At 69.4% G+C, this 23,008-nt stretch carries 18 protein-coding genes and 1 pseudogene; 9 read left to right on the top strand and 10 right to left on the bottom strand.

The genetic code is table 11. The features are described from left to right. Positions 1-218: 218 nt before the first annotated feature. Genes ACWD5D_RS11355 through ACWD5D_RS11340 form a run of 4 tightly spaced genes read right to left on the bottom strand, consistent with a single transcriptional unit; the run spans position 219 to position 5,101 of the window. Positions 219-1,565 carry an AAA domain-containing protein gene (locus ACWD5D_RS11355; RefSeq protein WP_451372572.1) on the bottom strand — a complete coding sequence of 449 codons (1,347 nt, stop codon included), beginning with the start codon at positions 1,563-1,565 and terminating at the stop codon, positions 219-221. Continuing rightward, a complete protein-coding gene (locus ACWD5D_RS11350; RefSeq protein WP_451372571.1) occupies positions 1,555-3,021 on the bottom strand; it encodes a hypothetical protein in 1,467 nt (488 codons plus the stop codon). Before ACWD5D_RS11350 ends, ACWD5D_RS11355 begins: the two co-directional genes overlap by 11 nt. 41 nt (positions 3,022-3,062) lie before the next feature. Then, positions 3,063-4,208 (bottom strand): hypothetical protein, encoded by a 1,146-nt coding sequence (locus ACWD5D_RS11345; RefSeq protein WP_451372570.1) that lies wholly within the window; start codon positions 4,206-4,208, stop codon positions 3,063-3,065. Between the two features lie 50 nt (positions 4,209-4,258). Further along, positions 4,259-5,101: a hypothetical protein gene (locus ACWD5D_RS11340; protein WP_351343782.1), complete on the bottom strand. Its 843-nt coding sequence runs from the start codon at positions 5,099-5,101 to the stop codon at positions 4,259-4,261. Positions 5,102-5,235: 134 nt separating this feature from the next. Here ACWD5D_RS11340 and ACWD5D_RS11335 point away from each other — a divergent pair, with 134 nt between their 5' ends. Then, positions 5,236-6,558, top strand: coding sequence for a metallophosphoesterase family protein (locus ACWD5D_RS11335; RefSeq protein WP_451372569.1), 1,323 nt, complete (start codon positions 5,236-5,238; stop codon positions 6,556-6,558). Then, on the top strand, positions 6,555-9,743 hold the full coding sequence (locus tag ACWD5D_RS11330) for an AAA family ATPase (protein WP_451372568.1): 3,189 nt from the start codon (positions 6,555-6,557) through the stop codon (positions 9,741-9,743). Before ACWD5D_RS11335 ends, ACWD5D_RS11330 begins: the two co-directional genes overlap by 4 nt. A gap of 401 nt (positions 9,744-10,144) precedes the next feature. Here ACWD5D_RS11330 and tpg read toward each other — a convergent pair whose 3' ends face one another. Together tpg and tap are read right to left on the bottom strand one after the other, a co-directional pair. After that, positions 10,145-10,702 (bottom strand): telomere-protecting terminal protein Tpg, encoded by a 558-nt coding sequence (tpg, locus tag ACWD5D_RS11325; protein WP_451372567.1) that lies wholly within the window; start codon positions 10,700-10,702, stop codon positions 10,145-10,147. Positions 10,703-10,715: 13 nt separating this feature from the next. Next, the gene (gene tap, locus ACWD5D_RS11320; protein ID WP_451372566.1) at positions 10,716-12,992 is read right to left on the bottom strand and encodes a telomere-associated protein Tap; all 2,277 of its coding nucleotides are present in this window, start codon (positions 12,990-12,992) and stop codon (positions 10,716-10,718) included. A 261-nt stretch (positions 12,993-13,253) separates the two neighbouring features. Between tap and ACWD5D_RS11315 the strand changes: the two genes are divergently transcribed. The 5 genes and pseudogenes from ACWD5D_RS11315 to ACWD5D_RS11295 all read left to right on the top strand — a co-directional run bounded on the left by ACWD5D_RS11315 (position 13,254) and on the right by ACWD5D_RS11295 (position 16,242). Next, complete coding sequence (locus tag ACWD5D_RS11315; RefSeq protein WP_451372565.1) at positions 13,254-13,625, top strand: hypothetical protein; 372 nt, start codon at positions 13,254-13,256, stop codon at positions 13,623-13,625. Between the two features lie 108 nt (positions 13,626-13,733). Beyond that, the gene (locus ACWD5D_RS11310; RefSeq protein ID WP_451372564.1) at positions 13,734-14,654 is read left to right on the top strand and encodes a helicase-related protein; all 921 of its coding nucleotides are present in this window, start codon (positions 13,734-13,736) and stop codon (positions 14,652-14,654) included. Positions 14,655-14,664: 10 nt separating this feature from the next. Next, positions 14,665-14,709: pseudogene (locus tag ACWD5D_RS11305) on the top strand (hypothetical protein); the annotation flags it as partial. After that, the gene (locus ACWD5D_RS11300) at positions 14,701-15,444 is read left to right on the top strand and encodes a helicase associated domain-containing protein (protein WP_451372563.1); all 744 of its coding nucleotides are present in this window, start codon (positions 14,701-14,703) and stop codon (positions 15,442-15,444) included. The pseudogene ACWD5D_RS11305 and the gene ACWD5D_RS11300, both read left to right, overlap by 9 nt. A 657-nt stretch (positions 15,445-16,101) precedes the next feature. Continuing rightward, entirely contained in the window at positions 16,102-16,242 is a 141-nt protein-coding gene (locus ACWD5D_RS11295) for a hypothetical protein (RefSeq protein ID WP_451372562.1), read from the top strand. A gap of 255 nt (positions 16,243-16,497) precedes the next feature. On the opposite strand, the gene ACWD5D_RS11290 is transcribed toward ACWD5D_RS11295, so the two are convergent. After that, complete coding sequence (locus ACWD5D_RS11290) at positions 16,498-17,721, bottom strand: IS110 family transposase (RefSeq protein ID WP_451372633.1); 1,224 nt, start codon at positions 17,719-17,721, stop codon at positions 16,498-16,500. A 336-nt stretch (positions 17,722-18,057) separates the two neighbouring features. Beyond that, complete coding sequence (locus ACWD5D_RS11285) at positions 18,058-18,324, bottom strand: hypothetical protein (protein WP_451372561.1); 267 nt, start codon at positions 18,322-18,324, stop codon at positions 18,058-18,060. Positions 18,325-18,424: 100 nt separating this feature from the next. Between ACWD5D_RS11285 and ACWD5D_RS11280 the strand changes: the two genes are divergently transcribed. Then, entirely contained in the window at positions 18,425-19,198 is a 774-nt protein-coding gene (locus ACWD5D_RS11280; protein ID WP_451372560.1) for a HEAT repeat domain-containing protein, read from the top strand. Between the two features lie 162 nt (positions 19,199-19,360). Here the strand turns inward: ACWD5D_RS11280 and ACWD5D_RS11275 are convergent, their stop codons facing one another. Next, complete coding sequence (locus tag ACWD5D_RS11275) at positions 19,361-20,257, bottom strand: hypothetical protein (protein WP_451372559.1); 897 nt, start codon at positions 20,255-20,257, stop codon at positions 19,361-19,363. 90 nt (positions 20,258-20,347) lie between these two features. Here ACWD5D_RS11275 and ACWD5D_RS11270 point away from each other — a divergent pair, with 90 nt between their 5' ends. After that, complete coding sequence (locus tag ACWD5D_RS11270; RefSeq protein ID WP_451372558.1) at positions 20,348-21,799, top strand: AbiJ-related protein; 1,452 nt, start codon at positions 20,348-20,350, stop codon at positions 21,797-21,799. A 140-nt stretch (positions 21,800-21,939) separates the two neighbouring features. Here the strand turns inward: ACWD5D_RS11270 and ACWD5D_RS11265 are convergent, their stop codons facing one another. Further along, positions 21,940-22,908: a hypothetical protein gene (locus tag ACWD5D_RS11265; RefSeq protein WP_451372557.1), complete on the bottom strand. Its 969-nt coding sequence runs from the start codon at positions 22,906-22,908 to the stop codon at positions 21,940-21,942. Positions 22,909-23,008: the final 100 nt, after the last annotated feature.

Here is a 23,008-nt window from a genome sequence, read left to right as displayed (position 1 = left end):
CGTACGTTCCCCACGTGTACAGAGCTTCCTAGCTTGAAGGCCATCGCTGACAGATCTCCCACGAATTGGGAACAACGGCCGTTTCCCGCCAGGACACAAAGCGCCACCCATCAGTACTTCGCCGTCCCGGCCGCCGGTACTGACGAATCCCAGAAAAAGAATGGATTTTCGATTTCGACGGGAGAGCTGCATACCCGCGTCAGGGTGTTGCCCGGGAGTCATGCGGCGACGCGGTGCTGGGAGAGTTTTGCCAGCATGACCTGATTGGCTTCCCAGCCGTCGGGGAATTTGGCCGGCACGGACAGGTGCACCGGATCCATCGAGGGGTGGCTGTCGAGGAGGTCGGCAATGCCTTCGCGGGCGACGACGATGCATGCCTGCCGGTGGCGGGAGGCGAGGACACACAGCCGTCCGGTCTCCAGGTGGAAGGCTGTGGCGTCCCGGCGGCCGGACAGCGGGTGTACGACGATGACGACTTCGAACTCGCGGCCCTGCAGCCGGTTCGCGGTGTCGACCGCCACATCGGGAGCGTCCGGGTTGCCGGTCCGGGTGAGCGCGGTACGGACCAGGTCGGCCTGGTCGCGGTGGGCGACGCCGATGGCGATGTCGCCGGCGTTCAGGGGGCGGCCGCCGCGGTGGCGCTCGCAGGTGGCGACCGCTCCCCGGTCCAGCAACCGGCCGGCGAGGTCGGCCGCGGTCTGGATGGTTTCGGTGTCGGTGCGCGGGACGTGGCGGCGCTTGAGTTCGTGGAGGGCCCAGCCGGTGGTGAACGCCATCGTGAGGGTCTCGTCCAGGTCTGTGCTGCCGAACCCGGCGGTGCGGAACTCCAAGGCGCGTGTGCCGTGGGCGGTTCCGGCGGTAAAGCCGGTGAACGGGTAGAAGGCTTCATTGACGGTGGGCGCGGCGGAGGACGGGAGGCGCCAGGACACCGGCAGCCGGTGCACGGGGATGCCTCGGTTGTGTTCCAGCATCACGCTGACGCCGTTCTGCGTCGGGTCGTGCGGCAGCCCGATCCAGCGTTCGGTGCCGACGATCGTGAACGGGTCCAGCTGGCCCGGGTCGCCGACGAACAGACCACGGTCGAACCGCTCGACGATCTGAAGCAGCATGTCCGAACGCATCTGGTAGGACTCGTCCAGAATCGCCCAGCCGAACTTGCTGTCGCGGACGGTGGCCCACTTGGCGGCGGTACCGACGATGATCCGGCATCCGGCCAGGTCACCCAGGGTGCGGCCGACGGTCGTGTTCGCCAGGGCACCCAGGGCCGGTGGCGGGCTGTAGTCGCTGGCGCTCAGGCGGCCGAGGGGGAGGTCGGGGTGCGTCGTGGCGAGGCGCTCGATCAGGTCGTCGACCTGGTTGTTGGTCTGGGCGACGATGATCGGGCGTTCGCCGCATGCGGTGAGTTCCTGGGCGGCGCGGACCACCAGGGTGCTCTTGCCGGCGCCGGGCGGGGAGTCGACGACGACGGCCTTGTGCCGAGTGTCGGCCAGGTCGGCGAGGATCGCCGCGGTGGCGGCGTCTGCGGACGCTGCCGGGTCGGGTGCAGTGGTGTCGTCAGTCTTCATGGCCCCACTCCTCTGCGGCGGCGTCCTCGGGTATGGCGGAGTCGGTGTCCGGCTCGTCGGGGCCGGGGCTGTGTGTCCACGGGGTGTGATCGGATGCCGGGAACACGGGTGTCGGGCGCCAGCCTGGGTCGGGAAGGTAGGAGAGGCGCTGGCCGGGCTCCGGGACGGTGCCCGGGTTCGGGGTGCGGGAGCGTCCCATGCCGCCGGTGACCTCCACGGTGACCAGCGTGGCGTCGCCGTCGGGGTGGACGGAGGCGATGACGGCCTTGTGGCCTGCCGGCATGGACGGGCTGATCAGTTTGGTGCCGGCGGCCAGCCGTACGGGGTCGTCGGTGCGGACGGTGACGTACGGGCGTGGCACCCGCCTGTTCTTGGCCGTGGTGACCACCCGGCCCGGCTCGCTCTCCTCGACCGTTCCCGCGAACGCCTCCCCGGCGCTGCGCCGGTCGGCCAGCACGAACGGGTCGTCGAACGCCATATCGGCTTCGAAGTCGGCCAGCGCTCGCTCCAGCCGGCTCAGGCGTTGTGCCGCGCCGATCGCGGTGTCCCGCTTGCGCTGGGGAAAGCCGCCGCCATCCCGGTAGTCGGAGTAGGAGGTGAAGGACACGCAGTCGCGTTCGAAGCGCTTGGCGGTCCGCGGCGCTTCGGGGACGGACCGCAGCAGCGATATGGCTGTCCACATCATGCGCCAGGTGGGCTTGACCTGTTCCGCGACCAGGTCGCGCAACTCGGCCTGGGCAGTTGCCAGCGCGTGCGGGTCGCCGAGGGCGTGGGCCGCGTCGAACCGTTTGATCGCAGGTGCCAGGTGCCGGTTGTCGAACTCCGGGGACGTCGCCGGGCCCGCCGGCGGGCAGATGTCCGGATTCTCCGCGTCGGCCAGGGCTTGCTCGACGCTCAGCCCGTCCGGGGGCGCGATCCAGGCCATGAGCGAGGCCAGGTTCTGGTCCTCCAGCGTGCTTTGGCCGGTGGCCCAGTGCTCGCTGAGCATCGCGGTGACGGGCAGCAGCATGGAGGTGCCGGCCATTTCGGCGGTGTCGACCAGGTACGTCAGCCACATGCCGAACTCGGGGACGACGTCCGGTACGGCGTAGGGGCCGGACGTCGAGCGGAAGCGGCACATGCGTCCGAGGTCGGCCAGGGCTTTGATGCCGCCGTGGTTGGGGACGAGGATCTGCGGCGCGTCGCTGTAATGGGAGCGCTCGCCGTCGCCGCGGCGGTCCTGGCGGTAGGAGTCGATGTACCTCATCACGATCTGGCCCAGGTCGGCGGCGAACGTAAACCTCTGATCGCGGTTGCGGGGTTGCGGCACGACCAGCAGCGTTATGTCCCTCTTGGCGGTGCCGACCATGGCCGCCAGCGGAGCTCCGGCTTCTCCGGCCATGGTCAGCGGGATGATCACCAGTGGCCGGCCCGACAGGCGCCGGTGGCGGAACTCGGTCTGGTGTACCGCCTCCATGGTTTCCATTGCCTCTACGTGCGCCAACGCCGACAGCATGCTCACGCGGCACCCCCGGACGCTCCGGTCAGCTCGGCGCGCAGCCGTGCGGCGTGTCGCAGCGCGGCGGCCATGTCGCTTTGGTCCGCGGTCGGTGTCAGCTGCCCGCGGGCCAGTCCGAGGGCCATGGTCACGGTGTCGATCCCGCCCAACTGTTCGCGCACCGCCGGGCCGAGGACGTCCAGTGAGGCTTCCGCGCGGGCGCGGGCGCGGCAGTAGAACGCCATCTCGCAGTGGTTCAGGCAGTCCGGGCGGTACGTCGCGGGCACCTGTTCCAGCGCCTCGGCCAGTTCTTCGGCCGGGCGGCGGGGCCGCTTGTTGTCCTTGTTGATGTCAAGGTCGAAGGTGAGTCCTTCGGGCAGCAGGTCCACGAGGTCGCTGATGCGCTCGATGCGGGCCAGCTGACGGGTCAGGGCGGATACCTGCTTGCGGGCGTCGACGAACGCCGCGGTCGGGCGGTTGGTGAAGTCCTTCGGTGCGACCAGCACGATGGTGTCGGACACGGCCTCCGGGCCGATCCCGGCCTCCTCGAGGAGAGCGCGCAGGGCGACGACGTATGCGCATGCCTGTGTGGTCGCCAACCGCACCTGCGCCGGGTCGGCCTGCCCGTCGATGATCGGGAAGCTCTTGATCTCCACGATGTAGAAGCGGCCGTCGATACGGAAGGCCACCAGATCCGGCTCCAGGAACGCCTCCTGCCCGCCGACCTCGAGGTACAGCATCGGGTGGTCGAACAGGGTGCCGTCGCCGGTGCCCTGGGCTGCCTGCAGCAGTGCCTCGGCAGTGTGGTCGCGGCGGGTCTCGTTGCTGCCGTCGCCGCCGACGTCGTTCAGGTCCCGGTATGCCACCTCGGGCAGCGTCAGCTTCAGCGTCTCGCGCAGGACGCGCAGGAGTTCCGCGCAGCCGTTGTCCTTCACCATTGCTTCGAAGGTGTTGCCGCGGGCGAAGGCGAAGGCGGACTGGCCGAAGGGGGAGGGGTAGCCGGCGTGCTCGGCGATCGCGGCCTTGTCGGATCCGGAGGCGTCCAGCAGGGCCCGCAGCGTGCAGCGCGGGTTGTTTTCCAGGGCGGCCAGCGAGCGGGCGTTGTAGGGCCGGCGCTTTGCGGATCCGCGCAGCGCGTCCAGTCGGTCGTCGACGGGTGCTTTCACGGTGTCGGAGATCCTTGCAGGGGAGAGGGGACTGTTGTTGAAGGAGAGGGTCAGGCCCGGGCCCGCAGGTGTGTGACGCCCTGCGAGGGTGCGCCGAACAGCTGCTGGTCGTCGCTCAGCGACTTGCGGGCCCGCCGCGAGGCCTCGGCCCGGGCGGCTCGGTCGGCGTCGGCGTGCACGTCCAGCTCGGCCTGGGCGGCCTCGATCACCTGCTCCGGATCCAGAGCATTCTCGTGACCGGAGGCGCTTTTCGGCATTGCGTCGGGGATGTTCACGGCGAAGCGCCACAGCAGCCGCAGCGCCTCCGGGCTGGGCCCGCTTCCCGCGGACTGTGCCGCGGTGTGCACCGCCTCGGCGATGCGGATCGCGCCGGTGAGGAAGTCGACGCGTGGTGAGTGCGGTCCGATGATGCGCTGTTCCAGCGTCCAGGTGCTGATGGTGACGAGCGCCCGCACCGGTGTCAGCAGGTCGTGCGCCAGTGCCGGGGGGAGGTAGTACGGCCGGGCGCCGGGGCTGGAGCGGTAGGAGCGCTCCTCGTCCCGGCGCAGGCTGGACAGCTTCGACGCGGACAACTCGCCCGGGAAGAACGCCTCGTGCACGCCGACGATCAGTTTGGGGGCGGCCGGGGTCCCGAGCAGCATCAGGGCGCGGTGGACGTGCTCACGTGCCGGGAGCTGCGCTCCCCGGGCGGCCGGGGCCGCTTCCAGCGCGAGCCGGGGCGGTGCGGGCGCCGGTTCGTCGGCGTCGAGGAGGGCGTCCCAGGCCCGCTCGGCACGGCGCAGCTGCGCCCGCAGCTCGCTGGCGCGCTCGGTGTCACCGGCGGCGGAAGCGTCGCGGATCGCACGACGCAGGGTGCTGATGCTCTTCTCCAGGGCGTCCAGCGGATCACTCATGCCCCAGACGCTACCAGACTTCCAGAGTTTTCCAGACTCCTTCCTGAGGTTCGGTGTACAGTCGGCGCCACCGAACCTCCGGCCGAGCGGCGCAGCCGCGGCCGCCCGCCGACCGTCCCCCTGGAGGCGCCCCCGTGACGGCACGCGTATTCCACACCTCCGACTGGCACCTGGGCCGCCAGATCGGCCGCTACCGACGCGACGCCGAAGTCGATGCCGTCCTGGACGAAATCATCGACATCGCCGACGAGTTCGCCCCCGACCTGATCGTGCACAGCGGCGACCTGTTCGACAGCTCCCGCCCGGGCCTGGACGACATACGCCGCGCAGCACAGGCACTGCGCCGCCTCGGCGCGATCGCGCCCGTGGTCGTCGTCGCCGGCAACCACGACACCACTCACGTTCTGGCATTCGTGGAGTACGTCCTCAACGACATGGGCAGCCGCGAACACGAACAGGCCCGGGTCCGCTTCGCCACTGACGCCCGCCCCGGCCGGCTGCTCGTCGCCGACTACCCCGCCAACGACGGGGACCTGACGCTGCGCATCGGCGCACTGCCCTACCTGCACCCCAACCGGTTCACCTATGACTTCGCCGATCCCGCCCTGACGACCGCGACCTACGCCCAGCGGATGCGCACCGTCCAGGCCGACGCCTACCGCCGCCTGACCGCGGGGAGCGGCGCCGGGGACGTTCTGGTCTTCGCCGCTCATCTGTTCGTCGAAGGAGCCGCCCCCTCCTACTCGGAGAGGAAAATCTCCATCGCCGACGACTACGCCGCCGCAGCCACCGACATGCCCGGCGTCGCCTACGGGGCCCTCGGCCACATCCACAAGCCGCAGCGCGTCGCCCGCGCCAGATTCCCGGCCTACTACGCCGGCAGTCCGCTGCAGATGGACTTCGGCGAGAGGGGCGACACCAAGAGCGTCGTGCTGGCCGAGATCGGCCCGGGCAGGGAGCCCCTCATCGAGACTGTGCCGCTGACCGCCGGCCGTCGTCTGATCCGCCTGGAAGGCACTCTGGAAGAGATCGCGCAGCGCGCTGGCCGGGTCGGAGACGCGTGGGTGAAAGCAGTGGTGAACGTCGAAGCCTTCAACCCGTCCCTGTCCAACACCCTTACTGCGATGCTGCCGCACGCGACGATCGTCGACGTCGAAGAACGCCGCGCCGATGCAGCCCACCGCGTGCTGGACCGGGAGACCTCCACCAGGGAACTGCCGGGCATCGAAGACCTGCTGCGTGACTATCTGCCCGGCCGCGGCACCACCGGGCTGGCCCTGGACCGTGTCATGGCCGCCTTCGCCCAGCTGCAGGCCGAACCCGACCCCGACGATCCCGCACCGTGCTGCGAGGAGAACCTGCTGACCGCCGCCATCGCAGGCCGCCCCCTCGACAGCATCGACCACTCCGGCCTGCTGACCGGCACCGACACCAACACAGCGGAGGCGGCACGATGAAACCGCTGGTACTCGCTCTCACCGGATTCCGCAGCTACCCCAGCCTGGCCCGGATCGATTTCACCGGCAAAAGCCTGGTCGCAGCCCTCGGCGACACCGGCGCCGGCAAAAGCAGCCTGCTCGACGCCGTCGTCTTCGCCCTGTTCCGCAAAAGCACCTGGGATGCCAGAGAACCCCGGCATCTCATCGCCGATGGTGCACAGGCCATGAGCGTCGAGTTCACCTTCCTGCACGACGGACAACGCTGGCACGTACACCGGACCATGCACGCCACTAACCCGAACGCCGCCCGGCATCACCTGAAAAACCTGGACACCGGCGAGGAGACCGACGGCGCCACCGCCGTCGACAACCGCATCAAAGCGGTGCTGCAGATGGGCTACGACACCTTCCTGCGCGTCGGACTGCTCCCACAAGGAAAGTTCGACCAACTCCTCACCGCCACACCCAAGGAACGCAGCCCACGGCTGCGGGAACTGTTTGGCGCCGAGTCACTGGAACTGGTCCAGCAGATGGCCGCCCGCCACAGCCACACTCTCCAGGCGCTGCTGAGCGACGCGAGAGCCAAACGTGCCCCCATGCCGGACAACCCCAAGCAGACTGCCGCAGAAGCCAGCGCAGCCGCCGACGCAGCCACCGCCCACGCCGAACGGCTGAAGACCGCCATCGAGCGCATCACCGCACTGCGGAGCGAGGTCTTGGCAGCCCGGGCTACTGCGGCGTCGGCCACCAGCACCGCCGAAACACTGTCAACGTGCGCAGTGCCCGACGCCGGAGCCGTCCTCGACGCACTCGAGCCCGTCGCCACCGACATCGCCGCACGCCACGACGCCCTGGACCAGCGCGCCGTACACGCCGCAACCCGTGAACTCGAACTGACCGCAGCGATCACCGCGGCAGACGCGGTAGGAGAAGGCCAGGACGCGCTGGCCCAAGCCGCCATGATCCTGAAGACCCTCGCGGCAGACGCCGAGGAACACCGCAGTGAGCGTGACCGGCTTGCCATTCTCGCCGAACAACTCGCCGACGAACGCGACGCCATCACCGAAGCCGAGGCAGAACTGGACGAGGACGCCGAACACGCAAAACCGCTGGCCGAGCAGGCCAGTGCCGCCGCAAAGACGAGCAACGAGATCCGCACGTGCGCCACCACCGTCCGCACCGCGCTGACCACAGCCCTCACGGCGGCCCGCCGCGTCGCCGGCACCGCGAGCGCACACGCCGCCGCAGTGGACCGGCGCACGTCCGCCCGTGACGATCTCGGCCCAGTGGAGGTGAAAGCAGAGGCAGCACGCAAAGCTGTCAAGGAAGCCGACATTCATCTGGAGGCGCTGCGACAACGCAACACGGCTGCGGCGCTCGCCGCCGAACTGCGCCCCGGTGACGACTGTCTTGTATGCCACCAGCAGGTCCCGGACAACTTCGCACCCCCGACGGATACTCATACGGCCGAGCTGGCCGCGGCGACGGACCGGCTGAGCCGGGCAAAAACCGCACGTGACACGGCCGTCGAACGGCTCGCTAAAGCCCGTGCCGATATGACCGCCGCCGAAGAGGCGGTCCTTGCACGCGAGAGAGAGCACCACAGCGCACAGCAGACAGCACAGGAGACCAGTGCAGACGCGGTGCGCGCCTTCGCAGACCTCGCTGCTCTGGCCGCCGAAACCGACGCAGGCTTCGACGCCGAAGCAGCATCACTCGCACTGAGCGCTGCCACCGCAGCCCTGGCTGCCTCGACCGCTGATGGCCCTGCACCACTCGAGCAGAACACAGCACCGATCGCCGACGCGATCGCCGCATGCGAGCAGGCAGCCGTCAGGCACACCGAGCAACTGCAGGCCGAAGGGCATCGCCGCATCGCCGAGGTCGAAGCCGGCCGCAATGCGCTGGCCGAGCGCACGCGAGCCCATCAACGCCACACCGACGACACCGCGAAGGCCTCCGCGCTTCACACCCGTGCCGTGGCCAGGACCACCACCCAGGTCAGCACGCTTCCCTCCCGCATCCAAGCGATGCTGCCGCACGACGCGATCGACATCCTCGCCGATGAGGCAGCCGCTGCCGCCGCCGCTGTCACCACCCGGCAGGCAGAAGTCCAAGAGCTGTTCGACCAGAGGGAAAAGACAAGGGCGGAGAAAGCCGAGGTACTTGGCGAACAGCGTGCCCTCGACAAGGACACTCAGGTCCGGCTGGAGCACCCGCTGAACCAACTGCGCGGCCGACTGGACGTGTGGGCACAGGCCGTCACTCAGGCCCTCACGCATCTCGATGCCTCCGACCAGCACCAGGCGCCGAAGGCCCCGGCCCAGTCAGAGATCGCCGAAGTGCGCACGTACGCCTCCGAACTGTCGAGGACCACCTCAACGCTGGGTGACAAGCTCACCCAGCGTGCCGTCGCCGCCGCAGACCACGCAGCCACTGCCGAGAACAGCCTCAGCGAGTGCGCCGCCGCACTTACCGATGTCGACGGCTTCGATATCCACGCCGATCTGACAACACCCGAAGCGCTTCACCCCCTCGTTGCCGCAGTCGGACAGGCAACCAAAGAAGCCAAAGACCAGCGCCAGAAACAGCAGGAAGCGCAGGACCTGATCAAGCCGGCCGCTGACCTGGACTTCGCCATCACCGCGGGCAAGGCCCGCTGTGAAGCCCTGGAAGTCCTGCGCCGCGAACTGGTCGACGCCAAGTTCCTGAACCACCTCACCATGCTGCGTACCCAGGCACTGCTCGGTGTCGCCAGCGACCTGCTCGGTCAAATGTCCGACGGGCGCTTCGGCTTCGCCGACAGCTTCGACATCGTTAGCCGCAACTCCGGCGTCGCCCACCCCCCGAACCGGCTGTCCGGAGGAGAGAAGTTCCAAGCGTCACTCGCCTTGGCCCTGGCGCTCGCCGAACTGCACTCCCGCAGCGGCCCGGCCCTCGGCTCCCTGTTCCTCGATGAAGGCTTCGCCGCCCTCGACACCACCGCACTGGACTCCGCCCTCGAGGTACTGCGCTCCCAAGCCAACGGGAATCGCCTTGTCATGGTGATCAGCCACCTGCACGCTGTTGCCGAGGCCGTCGACGACGTGCTGCTGGTGGAGCGGACGCCTGCCGGATCGTCCGCCCGCTGGCTCACACCGGCCCAGCGCGACGAACTGGCACAGGCCGATCTGGTCAGCGGCCTACAAGCACTGGCGCGATAGCTGCGCCGGGACCTCTTCGACGAACACGTCGTCTCACACGGTCACACTGGCCCGCTGAAACGCACCTGTTCCGGGGTTTGTAGTGGATGTCGTGTAGGCGGGCAGAGCGCGTGCCGGCACCGCCGGCTGAACCGCGCACAGCTCGGCAAGCACACCCCCCGGTTGCGTTGAGGACGACCTTCGCATCGGCGCGCAGGCCGCCGTCGTCGTGCCGGGTGGGGGAGTGGCGACACGTCCACAGCCGCAGCACGCCAGCGGTCGGCAGGCCCTAGCGGACGCGGCCCGGTAGGTCAGCAATGCGCTCAGCTCCCCGGCCGGCGGCACGGTCCGCAGTGCCTCTGCTGCCACAGCTGTCCCCGATGCCACTTCCTGCTTCCTGTCTTGTCCGGGGCCTTGACCGGCTACAGCTCGAACTCGAGGTCGAGGAGGTCGGTGAGTTCCACTTCGAGGCCGTGGGCGCGGCGGCCGTTGTCGCGGAAGTAGACCTCGCCCAGGGCCTCGGCGGCGATCTGGCGGAGCTGGTCCTCGGTGAGACCGGCCTCCTGGGCCTGGAAGAGACGGGCAGCGTGGCCGGGCGGCAGGGCGAGGGTGAGGTGGCGCACGCGGGCGTCGTCGGTGCTGCCGGGGGCGGCGGTGTAGCCGAACCGTGCCTGGATATCGATCATAATGCCTGCGGTGGTGGTCGCGGTCTGCTTGGCCTTGGCCCTGATCTGCGGCTGCCAGCGGGCGCGGACCTCGCGTTCGAGCCGGTCGGCGAGCTGGGGCCGGGGGGTTTTGATCTGGTTCTTCACGTAGCGTTCGACGGTGCGCTGACTGATGCCGAGCAGTTCGGCCACGCGCCGGGTGCTGCGCTGGTGCTGCCGGATCAGGTAACGCATCTGTGCCCCGGCGGATTTCGGGATGGGACGGGTGAATGCCCCCTGCACCGCCTTGTCGAGTCCTTCCCCGACCGTGACCATGTCGCGATTCCCCTTATTCTCCGGTGTCTTTGGCGGTGACCTCGCCGGTCTTGATGTAGCGGGCGAGGTTGGCGACGTGGCCGTCACCGGCGAGCTGCTCGAGGATGTTGGCGCCCCACAGCACGCTCTGGGTGCCCTCGTGCTTGACCATCCCCGGAGAGACGCCGAGCCGGAACGAGCCCGGCACGGTCTTGCCGTCGGCGTCGTAGGGCAGGACATCCAGCGGGCTGGGCCCATCGGCGGCGTAGACGGCGCAGTCCGAGAGGACCGCGACCGGGTACTGCCCGGTGGCCGCGGCAAGGGCGACCATCTTGCGGTGCATGTTGATCCGGGCCCGGGAGATCACGGCGGCGCGGATGTCGGGCCGCCACGTCGGGCGGGCGAGGGCGGGCCAGGGCTGTCCCGGCTTCCAGCCGCCGCCGCGCGCCTTCTCCCGCAGCTTGCCGATGCCGCCCTTGACGGTCATCTTGACCGCGTCCACGACGATGCCTAGCTCCGGATCACGGCTCTTGTAACCGTCCATCGCCTCCAGGAACTCGGTCGGGGACAGCTTCTCGCCCACCCCGAGATCCTTCATGGTCGCGATGTAGGCGTCGCGCAGCCGCTTGTACCAGCCGTCCAGGAACCGGCCGCTCTCGCGGTGTACCCAGGCCTCGACGGGGGCGACGTCGTAGCCGAGCTCGACGGCGTACGCCACGGTGGGTGTGGCATACCAGGCCGGGCTCGTCGGGCGCTGCCCGCTCGGTGTGAACGGGCTGGGAAGCAGGGCCTGATCGAGGTCATGCCACTGCTTGCCCACCTTCACCCGCGACAGGTCGACGTGGGAGAGGTCGACCAGCCACGAGCCGGGCAGTGATGGGTCGAACGCGGGCCGGTCGACGTGCTCAGGCGGTGAGGCAAGGCCGACGACGGCGCCGTTGGCGCCTGCGGCGAAGGCGAGGTTCACATCCAGGCCGACCAGGTAGCGCTTCATGCACTCGGCGTCGGTGAGGTCCCGGGCCCAGTCGTAGGCCTCCTCCAGCAGCTTCTCCTCCGGACCGCGCACGTGGAAGCGCGGCAGGTGCGCGAGGACGGGGTGGCCGTCGGGTGCTTCGCACGGCGCCGGGTCCATCGCCTCGGTGCCCAGCGACCCGGGCCGGTGCTCGCGGTGGCGCCGGCCGTCGGCGTCCGGCTCGCTGGCGCGGGTCGGCGGGTTCAGCGCGGTCATCAGCTGCAAGCCCGTCACGGCAGGAGAGCCGACCGGCGTCATCACCCGCTGCGCGTACACGCCCAGCACCCGGGCCAGCTCCGCCGGCTCAAGCTGCGCGGCATGACCCCACGCGCGGCCGTCCAGGGCGTGCCAGGACGGGATGCACAGCTGCACGCACCGTCGGCGGCTGCCCTGGGCGGGGCGGTAGATCCGCGCCCACGGCCCCAGCCCCCGTTTGGTGAGCTGCCAGTCGGCCCGCTGAAGCTGCTTGATGACCTTGTGTCCCTCCGGGAGCCGCCCGGCAAGCCGCTCCTCGTGTGAGAGCGCGGCGGGCAGGCCGTACCGCTCGCACGCGGCCTCGGTGAGCACCAACAGGGGGTCGGCGTCCTTGCCCGACCCGTGCAGCTTCTCTGCCCCGAGCTGCGCCTCGGTGAGCGTCCACTCGATCAGGGCGGGCAGGGACTTGGCGGGCACGTCCAGGAGCAGACCGCCGACGCCGTAGCCGGTCACATTGCGGTCGGCGTCGGCATCGAGGACGAGCAGCGGACCGTGCGCGTACGCGCCGCCGGTCGCGGGCGTGTTGGCCGGGGCGGCCTTGCTCGCACCCGGACGGCGCGTGCCGTGCGACGCTCGCTCGGCACGCGGTCGCGACACGGCGGCCGGTGCCCGAACGGCCGGCGGGGGAGCGGCGGCAGGTTCCTCTGCCCCGGCTCCGGCCGGCTCCCCAGCGTCTGTCGATGCCATCGGCGGGCTCACCATGGGCGTCGACGGCGCCACTGCCACGGACTGGGCCTGCGCTGCGGGTGCCGGAGGGGGCTGCGGCACCGCGGTGTCCTCCTGCTCGGCATCGGTGCTCTCCGGGGCGGGGTAGAGCGTGGCGAGCTGTTCCAGCAGGCGCGCGTACGCCTCCCGCTCCGGCGGCCTCGGCTCGGTCTTGCCCGACTCCCACGCACCGATGGTCGCCCGCCGCACCTTCAGCGCTGCGGCCACCTCGTCCAGGGTGAGCGCGTGTGCCTGGCGCAACCGCCTGCGCTCCGCCGGCGGCGGCAGCGGGGACCGGGACGCCACCAGCGCGTCGACGGCATCGAACAGCTCGGACATGGGACACCTCCACCCTCATCCTACCCGTGAAACGGACCTGCAGCGTACATATCGCGTACTTTCTACGTACGAATGGCGTTCGGGGTGGTAGTGTCCGTGAAAGCCTCCCGACGAGTTAAGGAAGCGCTGCATGACTGTGCTGCCGCGCCCCGGCCGCCCCGAGCGGTCCCGGCTCTTCCCCGATCAGGCGGACGCGGTGAACCGGCTCGTACGGCACCTGCGCCGCCCGGGGACGCGGCGACGGGGACCGGGAAGACACTGGTGTCCATCCGCGTCGCGGACGGACTCGACGCACGCCTGGTGCTGTTCGTGGTGCCCACGCTGGACCTGGCGGCGCAGACCGCCCTGGCCTGGCGGGCGGACGGCCACGGCGAGCACATGGTGATCGTCTCCTCCCTGGACACGGCCGGCCGGGACGACATGGTCGCCGCCCGCATCATGTCGACCACCAGCCCGCACGCACTGGGCGGTCTGATGTCGGTAGTGGGGGAGGCAGAGGACCAGATCCGGGCGCTGACGGTGATCTGCACCTACGACTCCCTGAACAAGATTGAGGAAACCCAGAACACCGGGTACGCGGTGCCGCCGTTCGACCTCGCGGTCATGGACCCGCGGACCGCCGCCTCTACATGACTGCCACCCCCCGCATCTTCGCTGCACCGGAACTGGCCGAGTCCGCCGACACCACCCGCCCGCGCCGCCGGCGTCCCACCGGGCCGGACGTGGACGCGTTCGCACTCCATGGACAACGAGCAGGTCTACGGCAGGAAGGTCTTCGAGTACCCGCTCGCGCAGGCGGTGGAAGACGGCCGGGCTGCGGACTACCGCATCGTGGTGCCTACCCTCACCGACGCCGACCTGCGCCGCCGCCTGAACCTGCCCGCCCCCGGCACCACCACCCCCGGCCCCGGTGAGGAGGCGGACAGCGCCCTGCGCACCACCGCCCTGCACCTGGCCGTCCTGCGCACCATGACCGAACACCGGCTGAAGAAGGTCCTGGTCTACTTCAACCTCGTCTGCGACGCCCGCCGCTTCGCCCGCGAACTCCCGCACACCTTGCGCCTGCTGCTCCGCACCGACCCCGGCCTCGTCCCCGACATCACGCCCGAGCTGTTCTTCGCCCACGGAGAGCACACCCCCGCCCAGCGCGCCGATATCTTCGCCGACTTCGCGGCCGCCGACTGCGCGATCCTGGCCAACTCCCGCCTGATCGCCGAAGGCGTCGACATCCCCAGCGTGGATGCCATCGTCTTCGCCGACCCCACCCGCAGCGTCATCCGCTGCGTCCAGGCCCTCGGCCGCGCCCTGCGCCTGGACGTCTCCGGCAAGACCGCCTCACTGATCGTCCCCGTCTACATCCCGCCCGGCACCGACCCCGAGAACATCCTCGGCACTCCTTACGAACCCGTCTGGGCGATCACCTGCGCGCTGGCCAGCCACGACCACCGCATCCTCGAACGCCTCCCGGACAAGGCCAACCGCCTCCCACGCGAGACCAGCCGGATAATCGAACGCCGCTGGCACTTCGACTTCACCGTCCACCCCGAACGCATCGCCCAGGCGATGGACCTGGCCTCCTTCGACCCCCGCGACCCGGCCGTCTCCCGCTCCCGCCGCCCAGTCCTACCGCGACGAACACGGCCACCTCGATGTCCCCGCTGACTACACCGACCCCACCGGCTACCGGCTGGGCACCTTCATCACCACCATGCGCGACGCCGCCAAGGCAGGCCGCCTGGAAGCCGACTGGATCGCCGAACTCGACGCGCTGGGCATGATCTGGGACAAGCACGACGCCACCTGGCGCTCCCGCCTGGCCGCCGCAGCCGACTACCTGCGCACGCACGGCCACCTCGCCGCCCCCGCCACCACCCCCGTCGGCGCGTGGCTGGCCGAACAACGCCACCTCGCAGCCAAGAACCAGCTCGATCAGACACGTGCCGACGCCCTGACTGCCCTCGCCCCCGACTGGCGCCTTCCGCACGGCGCGGACTGGCACCGCAAATACCACCTGCTGCGTGCCCACCTCGCCGACGGCGCCGACCCGGCCGCGCTCACCCGCGACACCCTCCTGGCCGGGGTGAAGATCGGCTCCTGGCTGCACCGCCAGCTCACCACCTGGCCGGCCCTCCACCCGGGCCAGCAGCAGCTGATGACTGCCCTGGGCCTCACCCCCGACAGCAACCCGCTCGCCCCCGGGCGCCGCGCCCGTCGCACCTTCGAGGAGACCGTCCAGCTCCTGGAGCTCTTCCTGCACCGCGAAGGCCGCATCCCCGCCGTCCGCGAGACGATCCGCGTCGACGGCGACACCGTCAAGATCGGCGCCTGGCTCGCCAAGGCCCGCACCCGACACCGCTCCGGCCAGCTCCCCGACCACCACGTACGCCTGGTTGCTGCTCTGTTCGAGGGGGACTGGACGGCCGAGGACGCCGTCCCTGCCCTCCTGGTGTAGACACCCGCCGTCGGGCACGTGAGCTCACTCGGGATCGGACTGCGTGGGCGGTGTCGGGCCACCCGCCTGGCCGGCCCGCGGACCATGAAGGCGTGAGGCCGGTGGCTTCCCGACCGGTGGTGAACTCGTACGGGAGGAACCCATGTTGGCACCGCAGGACGGTAGTGACGGAGAGTGAACGTCGATCGCCTGCAGAACCTGCAATATGAGCCCTCGCGTTCGGTTGTCGCCGCCTCCAACTGACTTTGCGGAAGCCGGCTGGGGCGCAGGTATCGGTGCAGGTCAACCGGCAAGTTGGCCGCGCCCAAACGGAGTTGGCCAGGTGCAGGTCGCCCAACGCGCTCCTTGGGGCAAGAGGCGGCTTTCGCTCGTATCTCCTGGCCGGCAACCTCGCAGGCCAAGGTCTCGACGTGTCCGGTATGGCATGGTTTTCTGAACCACAGATAGCGCCATCGCTCACGCATCCATAGATGCGTAACTGCAGCTCAGATGATGTTTTGTTACTTTCCGTGACGGGTTTGCGACTGTTCGTGCGATGTGTCAGGGTGATGCCCGGCGTCCCCGTCCTCGACCTTCAGGGCAGGACTTCTGACTGCGGATCCGGGCCAGAAGTCTCCCCAGTCCAGGGGCAGGCAGCTCGGGGAAGAGGACATCCTGATGGGACGTCATCGCAAGAAACCGGAACCGGCGCCACCCCGGTGGAAGCGGGTCCGGCGGTGCTTCGAGATCGCGGTCAAGATCCCGGTAGCCATGTACTACTGCGACCTGATCATCACCAAGCACCTGCCCTGGCACTGACCACCGGCCCCTACGGCACATAGGGGCCGGTGGCGACCAGGGCGGCGAGGGCCTCGTCATCCAGGCGGGGCCCTCGCTCCTTCCCGGTGGACCCGGGGCTTCCTACCCTCCCACGGACCGTACGCCTACGTCACAGACCGTGCGGTCGTCGTCGGCAACCGCACCACGCCCTCCGCCTACTCCCGCAAGCGAGTCGAGGCATCCACCAGCTTGACCGGGCCTTCGCGGGTGTCAGACACCCCATGTCGTTTGAGGTCAAGCGGCAGGGGTGTGGGCGTGGTGCGACCAGGCGGTCGCTTCGTCGTAGTGGGTACGGGTTCTGAGGCAGCCGTGGAGGATGCCGACGAGGCGGTTGCCGACATGGCGGAGGGCGGGGTTGTAGCCGACTTCACGGGCTCGCTGCTTGTCGTAGTAGCGGCGGGCGCCGGGGGAGGCCCGCAGCGCGCAAAACGCCTGGTTCTGCAGGGCGTCAGCGAGACGGTTGTTGCGGACGTAGCGGGCCTGGACGGTGTGGTTCTTGCCGGAGGCCCGGGTGATGGGGCTGGTGCCGGCGTAGTTCTTGCGGGCTTTCGCGCTGGCGTAACGGGTGGGGTCGTCTCCGAACTCGGCGAGCACCCGGGCGCCGGTGATCTCGCCGATGCCGGGCATCGAGAGGTAGATCTCAGCGTCCGGGTGCATCAGAAAATGGGCTTTCACCTGCTCTTCCATGACGGTGATCTGCTCGTTCAGCGCGATGATCAGGCGAGCGTGGGCGGTGGTGGCGGCCGCGTAGGCGGCGGTGACCGGCTCGGGCAGGCCGAGCTGCGGCTCACGCAGGGCGGCTTGGATGGTGGCCGCCTTCGCGTCCCGGTTGCGGCGGCGGTGGCGGGCCAGGACGGCGGTGATCTGGGTGCGGGTCAGCTTCGCCCCGGCCGCGGGGGTGGGCGCCTTGATCAGCAACTCCATCGCGTCCGTGCTGGTCAGCGTCAGGTCCGCATAGGCGGCCAGCGCGGCGGGGAAGTACTCCCGCAACGTGGACCGCAACCGCTGGAAGGTACGGGTGCGTTCCCAGATCAGAGTCTGATGAGCCCGGGCGACGACCTTGACGGCCTGGGCCGCCGCACTGTCGCCGGCCACCGGCCGCAGCTGGTCCCGGTCGATGCGGATGTCAGCCAACGCATGCGCATCGCCTTTGTCGCTCTTGGCCCCGGAGGTGGCATACCGCTCCTTGAAGCGGTTGACCTGGCGGGGGTTGATCGCGAACACCTGGTAGCCGGAGGCGATCAGGGCCTGCACCCACGAGCCGCGGTCGGTCTCGATCCCGACAACGACCTCGGCCGGGTCCAGGTCTTCACCTCCGTGACGGGCGACGAGCTCGTGCAGCTTCGCGATGCCCTTCACGCCTTCGGGCAGGTTCGCGGTGGCCAGCTTCCGGCCGGTCTCGTCCTCAACCTCGATATCGTGGTGATCTTCGGCCCAGTCATCACCGATCAGCAGCAACAGACCCTCCCCAGTCACGTACTTCACCCAGCGGTGCAGCCTGCGGAAGGCACGGCACGCGGCCTAATGGATCCAGTGATCACGCCCCTTGGGGCGGGCACGCCACCCCATCAGCGGTCGGGCCTCCCGGCCGACCAGCAGGGGCACGGTCTGACACCAGAACTCGACTGGTTCCGGCGGCGATAGTGCTCACCTGCTGGCGGCTACGGAACCGAGCATTCCCCGACTCCATAGCTCCCATTAGGTGGCGGCGGTCCAGGCCCGGGGTAAAGCGATGGTCGTGTCGGCGGGGCGGGCGGGGTGGTGTGGCCGCCTTCTGTCGCCGGGAGTCTGCTGTTACTGGTCGGGGTGGACGGCCTGGACGCCGGTGCCCGCGTACGCCTTCGGTGTCAGGGTGAGCAGGAACCGTCCGCTGGGGTGGGCGGCGGAGGGACGGGCGGCGTGGATGGCGTGGACGGCCGCCCAGGGGTGGCCGAACCGCAGCAGCTCGGTGGCGGTGACCGCGGCGTCGGTGCCGAACGCCTCGATCTGGATGAACCGCAGCCCCTTGATGTAGCCGAGCAAGCCCGGCCGTTCGGCGTCGCCGGCCGTCAGGGACAGCACCGGCGATACAGGTCACCGAGTCCGCCGGAGGCCTGCACGTAGAACGCTGCGACCGCCTCGTTAGGTCGCAGGGCATCTGCCGCAGGCGGCGGACCAGTTGGTGCCCCGGCTCTGCGACAACCTGCGCCGGATCGACCTCTCCCAGCAGCAGACCGAGATGAGCGCCACCGCGATCCTCTCCGCCCTGGCCACGCTGGGCGACCCGGCCGCGCTTCCTGTGATGGTGGACACGCTCGGTGCCGCGGTGCGCCATGAGCAGGACCGCGTCACGCGATCAGCTCTTGAGGCGCTGGGGGCGTTCGGCCCGGCGGCGGCCGGCGCACGGGAGACGATCCGGCTGCTGACCACCGCCACCGACGCGCACGTACGGCCTGCCGCCGTCGCCGCGCTGTGGGCCGTCGACGGTGACCTGGTCGAGGTCATGCCGCTCCTGCTCGGCCTCCTCGACGACCGCATCACCTTCCGGATCAGCGACGCGGCTGATCTGCTCGGCGAGATCGGCCCGCCCGCCTCCGCCGCCCTGCCGCGCCTGCGAGACCTCCTGACACACGACTACGAATGGGTCCGGGTGCACTGCGCGGCCGCGCTCTGGGAAATCGGCGGCCAGGCCGAGGCACCGGCCGTCCTGAACGCCCTGCTGCAGGCCATGGCCAAGAACCCCGCGACGGCGAACCACGTTCTGACCTGCCTGGACCGCATGGGCCCCCTCGCGGCACCGGCCCTGCCCCTGCTCCGCGAGCAACTGGCCCTGCCCCGACGCGGCGGCAGGTTCCAGAGCATCGACCACGACGAGGAACTCCAGCGCATCGGCCATACCCTCATCACCCGGCTCGATCCTCCAGCACCGGGAGCCGCCGCACCGAGAACAGCCTGAGGCTGCGCCACCCGTCCGCCACCACCGCCATCTCGCCCCGGCGTACCGTTCCCTCAGGGCGGACATCTGCGCGCCGTCGCTAGGCGTACGGGCGGTCGGACAGGTAGCGTTGTCCACTTACGTGTCGGCGGCGTCTTGTGCGTGTTCCAGGGCACGAATGCCCTACAGGACGCTGGTATCGGGCTCCCAGTCCGGATCCACCTCCGGCTCGTCGGCCAGCGTGTGGGCTTCGATGCCCGCGAGGTCCAGCTCCTGCTCGATCAGGGTGAGCCTGCAGACCCGGCACCCGAAGTGGCGCGGGAAGAACCAGACCTCGCCGTAGTCCCCACTCCTGTCGCGCCCGCTGACGAAGGCGGGACTCTCACAGGCCGGGCAGGGATGAGGGATGTGCAGGAGCCATCGGCTGGGCACGGGCGCAGCCGACAGGCTGGCGATGACCGCCGCCTTCTCGTCGGCGGACAAGTGATCGGTTGTCCTCGCGAAGTTCTCCCGGGCCTGCCGGAGCTTTGCCTGGTAGCGCAGTTTCAGTTCGGACATCGCTTCTGTGACGAGATGTCTGCTCGGCTCAAAGAGCCGCCCCCAAAACCGTTCCTGCTCCCTCGACAGTGCGGCAAGGAGCGAGTCGATGTAGGTCACACCGGAGGCCAGTAGCTTCCTGCACTCACTGGCCGGACGGCCCCACCCCATGTGCGTGATGCCGTTGCGGGCATCCCGCAACGCGTTGAGGTCCGCCGTCGGCAGCCGCTTGTCGCCCAGTACTTCCCCGGCCCGGTCCACGGCATCCTCGCCGCCGACCGTCCTCAGCGCGGCCCGACCCTTGGCTGTCTTATCCTCATGGCCGCCCAGCACCAGCAGATCGCTCACCTTAGGGTTCTTGGGAGTCAGCAGCCCCGGTGTGACGGACACCAGATACGCCTTCGCCATGTGCTCGACGGCCACGGCCATGTGATGCACCGCGAAGTCCTGGTCAGGGGGCTCCTCCAGGTAGGCTTCGATGGAGGTCCGCGCCCACCGCCGGGCGGAGCTCGCCAAGTCCTCGCAGATTTCAACCTGGTTCATCAGCCAACCGTAGAGCGGCATGCCGAACACGGCCCCGGAAACCCAGCACTTCGGCTACTACCAGCCTCCGCCTGCACTGGGCAGCGCGAGATGTTGCGTCTGGACCCGTGCGCGGGCCTGGCCCATCATCAGGGGATGGCTGCACAGCAGACGGACCTGCAACGGTTGCGGGAGCTCATCGACGAGGTACTTGCCGATTCCTACCAATCGCCCCGGCACAAGGACTTGCCCGCCCTCTGCGACCGCCTGCGACTGCCCTCACCCCCGCCGGAAGAGGGCCATTCCAAGCACGAGCGGCTGACAGCCAGCCTGCAGGCATGTCCGGACGGCCAACTGGCAGGCGTCGCCGAAGCGATACTCGACCACCAGCCGCTGCCCGCCTGGCAGCGCAACCGGATCCAGGACCTGCTATGGCTCGGACGTCCCCACGTCGAAATACCCGGCCGTACCCGACGTGAGCTGGCCCGGGACTTCGACCTGTCCGACCACCTCGAACACGCCGATCGGCTGATGAACCTGCTGGAGCAGATCTGGGACCTGGGCGGCGACCTGCGTGAGTGGGGCGGTTCCACCACCAGCCTGCGTGACGACATTGAGCGCCACGTGGTCCGATTCCGCGACGACTGGACAGTCGAGCGTCTCTTTGAGGAACTCGGCGCGTTCGGCGCCCCACATCCCCGCTTCGGCCGCTTCCTCGAAGGACTGGCCTCAGCCGAGACCATCCCCGACGAACAGGCACAGCGCCGCTTTGTCGAGATGGCCAACCGCCACCTGGCGCCGCTCGGCGCGCAGCTGCGCCAGGAAGGGGAGTCGGACGGATACCCGCTGTTCCACCTCGCCCAGCCCGGCCACGGCCCGGCCCGCCGGCCGCGCAACGTCATCTTCGCCACCCTGGGCAAGCCGGACATCCGTTTCACAGACGCACTCGACAACGACATCGAGATCGCAGAACGCGCCGACCAGGTCTTGGTCTACGACCGCCACATCACCAAGGACGGCCTGCTCGGGCGCGACCTGCTGACCTGGTGGCAGGAGACCCGCCACATCTTTGACGCGCAGGAAGCCACCCGCTCCCTGTACGCGCGGATGAAGGCATCCCTACCCCCCGAATCAGAGGGCCAGAAGAACCTGCTGTGGCTCTACTACAACATCCACCAGGACAACCTCCCCGAAGTGCCCGCCCTGCTGCCGGAGGTCTGGGTCCACTGGGATCACAAGACCGTACGCCAACGTGGCGTCCATGCCCTGCAAAACATCCGCATGGACTTTCTCATGCTGCTGCCGGGAAACCGCCGCGTGGTCCTTGAGGTCGACGGCATGCAGCACTACACGCGCCGGACCGCCGACGGTAGCATCCAGCCCGACAGCACCACCTACGCCGCGACGATGGCCGGGGACCGCGACCTGAAGTTCAGGGCTTACGAGGTGTTCCGGTTCGGCCATGACGAACTGCGTGACCTCGACACCGCGCGGCCGCTGATCACCGACTTCTTCGACAAGCTCCTCGGGCGCCCGCCCGGCAGGCCACCGCAGCCGGCTTGACCCGGCGCCCGGGCTTCCGCACGGACGTGACGCCGCCAGACCGCCGAAGGCCGGCATGCAGGTTCAGCACGCGCTGACGCAGGCCGCTACTGCCCCGGCATTGGCAGGGCGCAAGGCCGCGGGGGCTGCCGGCACGTCTGTCAGAAGTTCGCGTACCGAATGTCCAGGCAGTCACTGCACAGATCGGCGAGATCGAGGTCTGCGGCCCGATGGCACGAGTCACAGATACCGCCGAGCGGATGCGCGCCCAGCAGGCACAGCAGGACCTGCCCGTCGGGCTCGTCGGCCGTCTGGGTCGGCACGACGCATGCCTGCCCCGTAGAGCACTCCGCGCACTCGTAGGCCGGCGGCTCGCCGCCTTCGGTGATCGCCTCGTAGAAGCTCCCCATGCCGTAGGCGTCCACCACCTCCGCGACGTCGTCGTATGCCTTGCCGCACAGCAGGCAGCCGACGGGCCGCACACCGCCGTTGCCGGGGGTGACGAGTGCCGCGAAGTGGCCGCAGGACAGGCAGCGCAGCGTGTGGCCGCTGGCGGGCCCGAGGTTCTCGCCGAGCGGACCGAGGCGGCGGTCGACCAGGCCGCGGATCTGGCCGACCAGCGGCCTGATGGTCTCCATCAGCTCCCAGGCATCTGCCGCCGCGTCGCTGTCGTCGTGGGGCAGCAGCTCCTCGTCGATGAAGATCAGCAGCAGGTCCAGGACGGGGATGGCCCGTGCCTCGACCGCGACGGCGGTATCGGTGGCGCCGAAGTGGGTCAGGCGGTTGCGCAGATCGCCCAGGGCCTTGAGGGCACCGTCGTCCGGGTCGATCGGGTTCGCGATCTTCACGGTGTCGCGCAGACGCTCAAGGGCGTCCTTCGTGCCGACACTTTTGAAGTCGCCCAGGCGGTGCAGCCGCTCGTCGAACTTCTGCGGCTTCACCCAGACCAGGGCCGCATCGTGCAATTCCAGACGTGCCTTGAACAAGGTCTCGGCCGCGAACTGCAGGTGCAGTACCGCGTACTTCAGTGCCCGGCCTTCGGGCTCGCCGGCCAGGGAGCTGACCGAACTGTGCAGATAGTCCAAGCCGTTGATGATGACCGGGAAGTGCATATCCCCGCGGTTGCTCAATCCTGGATGGTGTCCCGCCGAGTGGTGTAACAGCGATCAACGCATAGCCCCTGGTCATGGGGCGGCCATCGCGCAACTCTCCGAGTAGCGAAGCTCGTTG

It is taken from the genome of Streptomyces sp. NPDC002520, from assembly GCF_053595235.1.
This window is presented reverse-complemented; position numbering and strand designations above follow the sequence as displayed.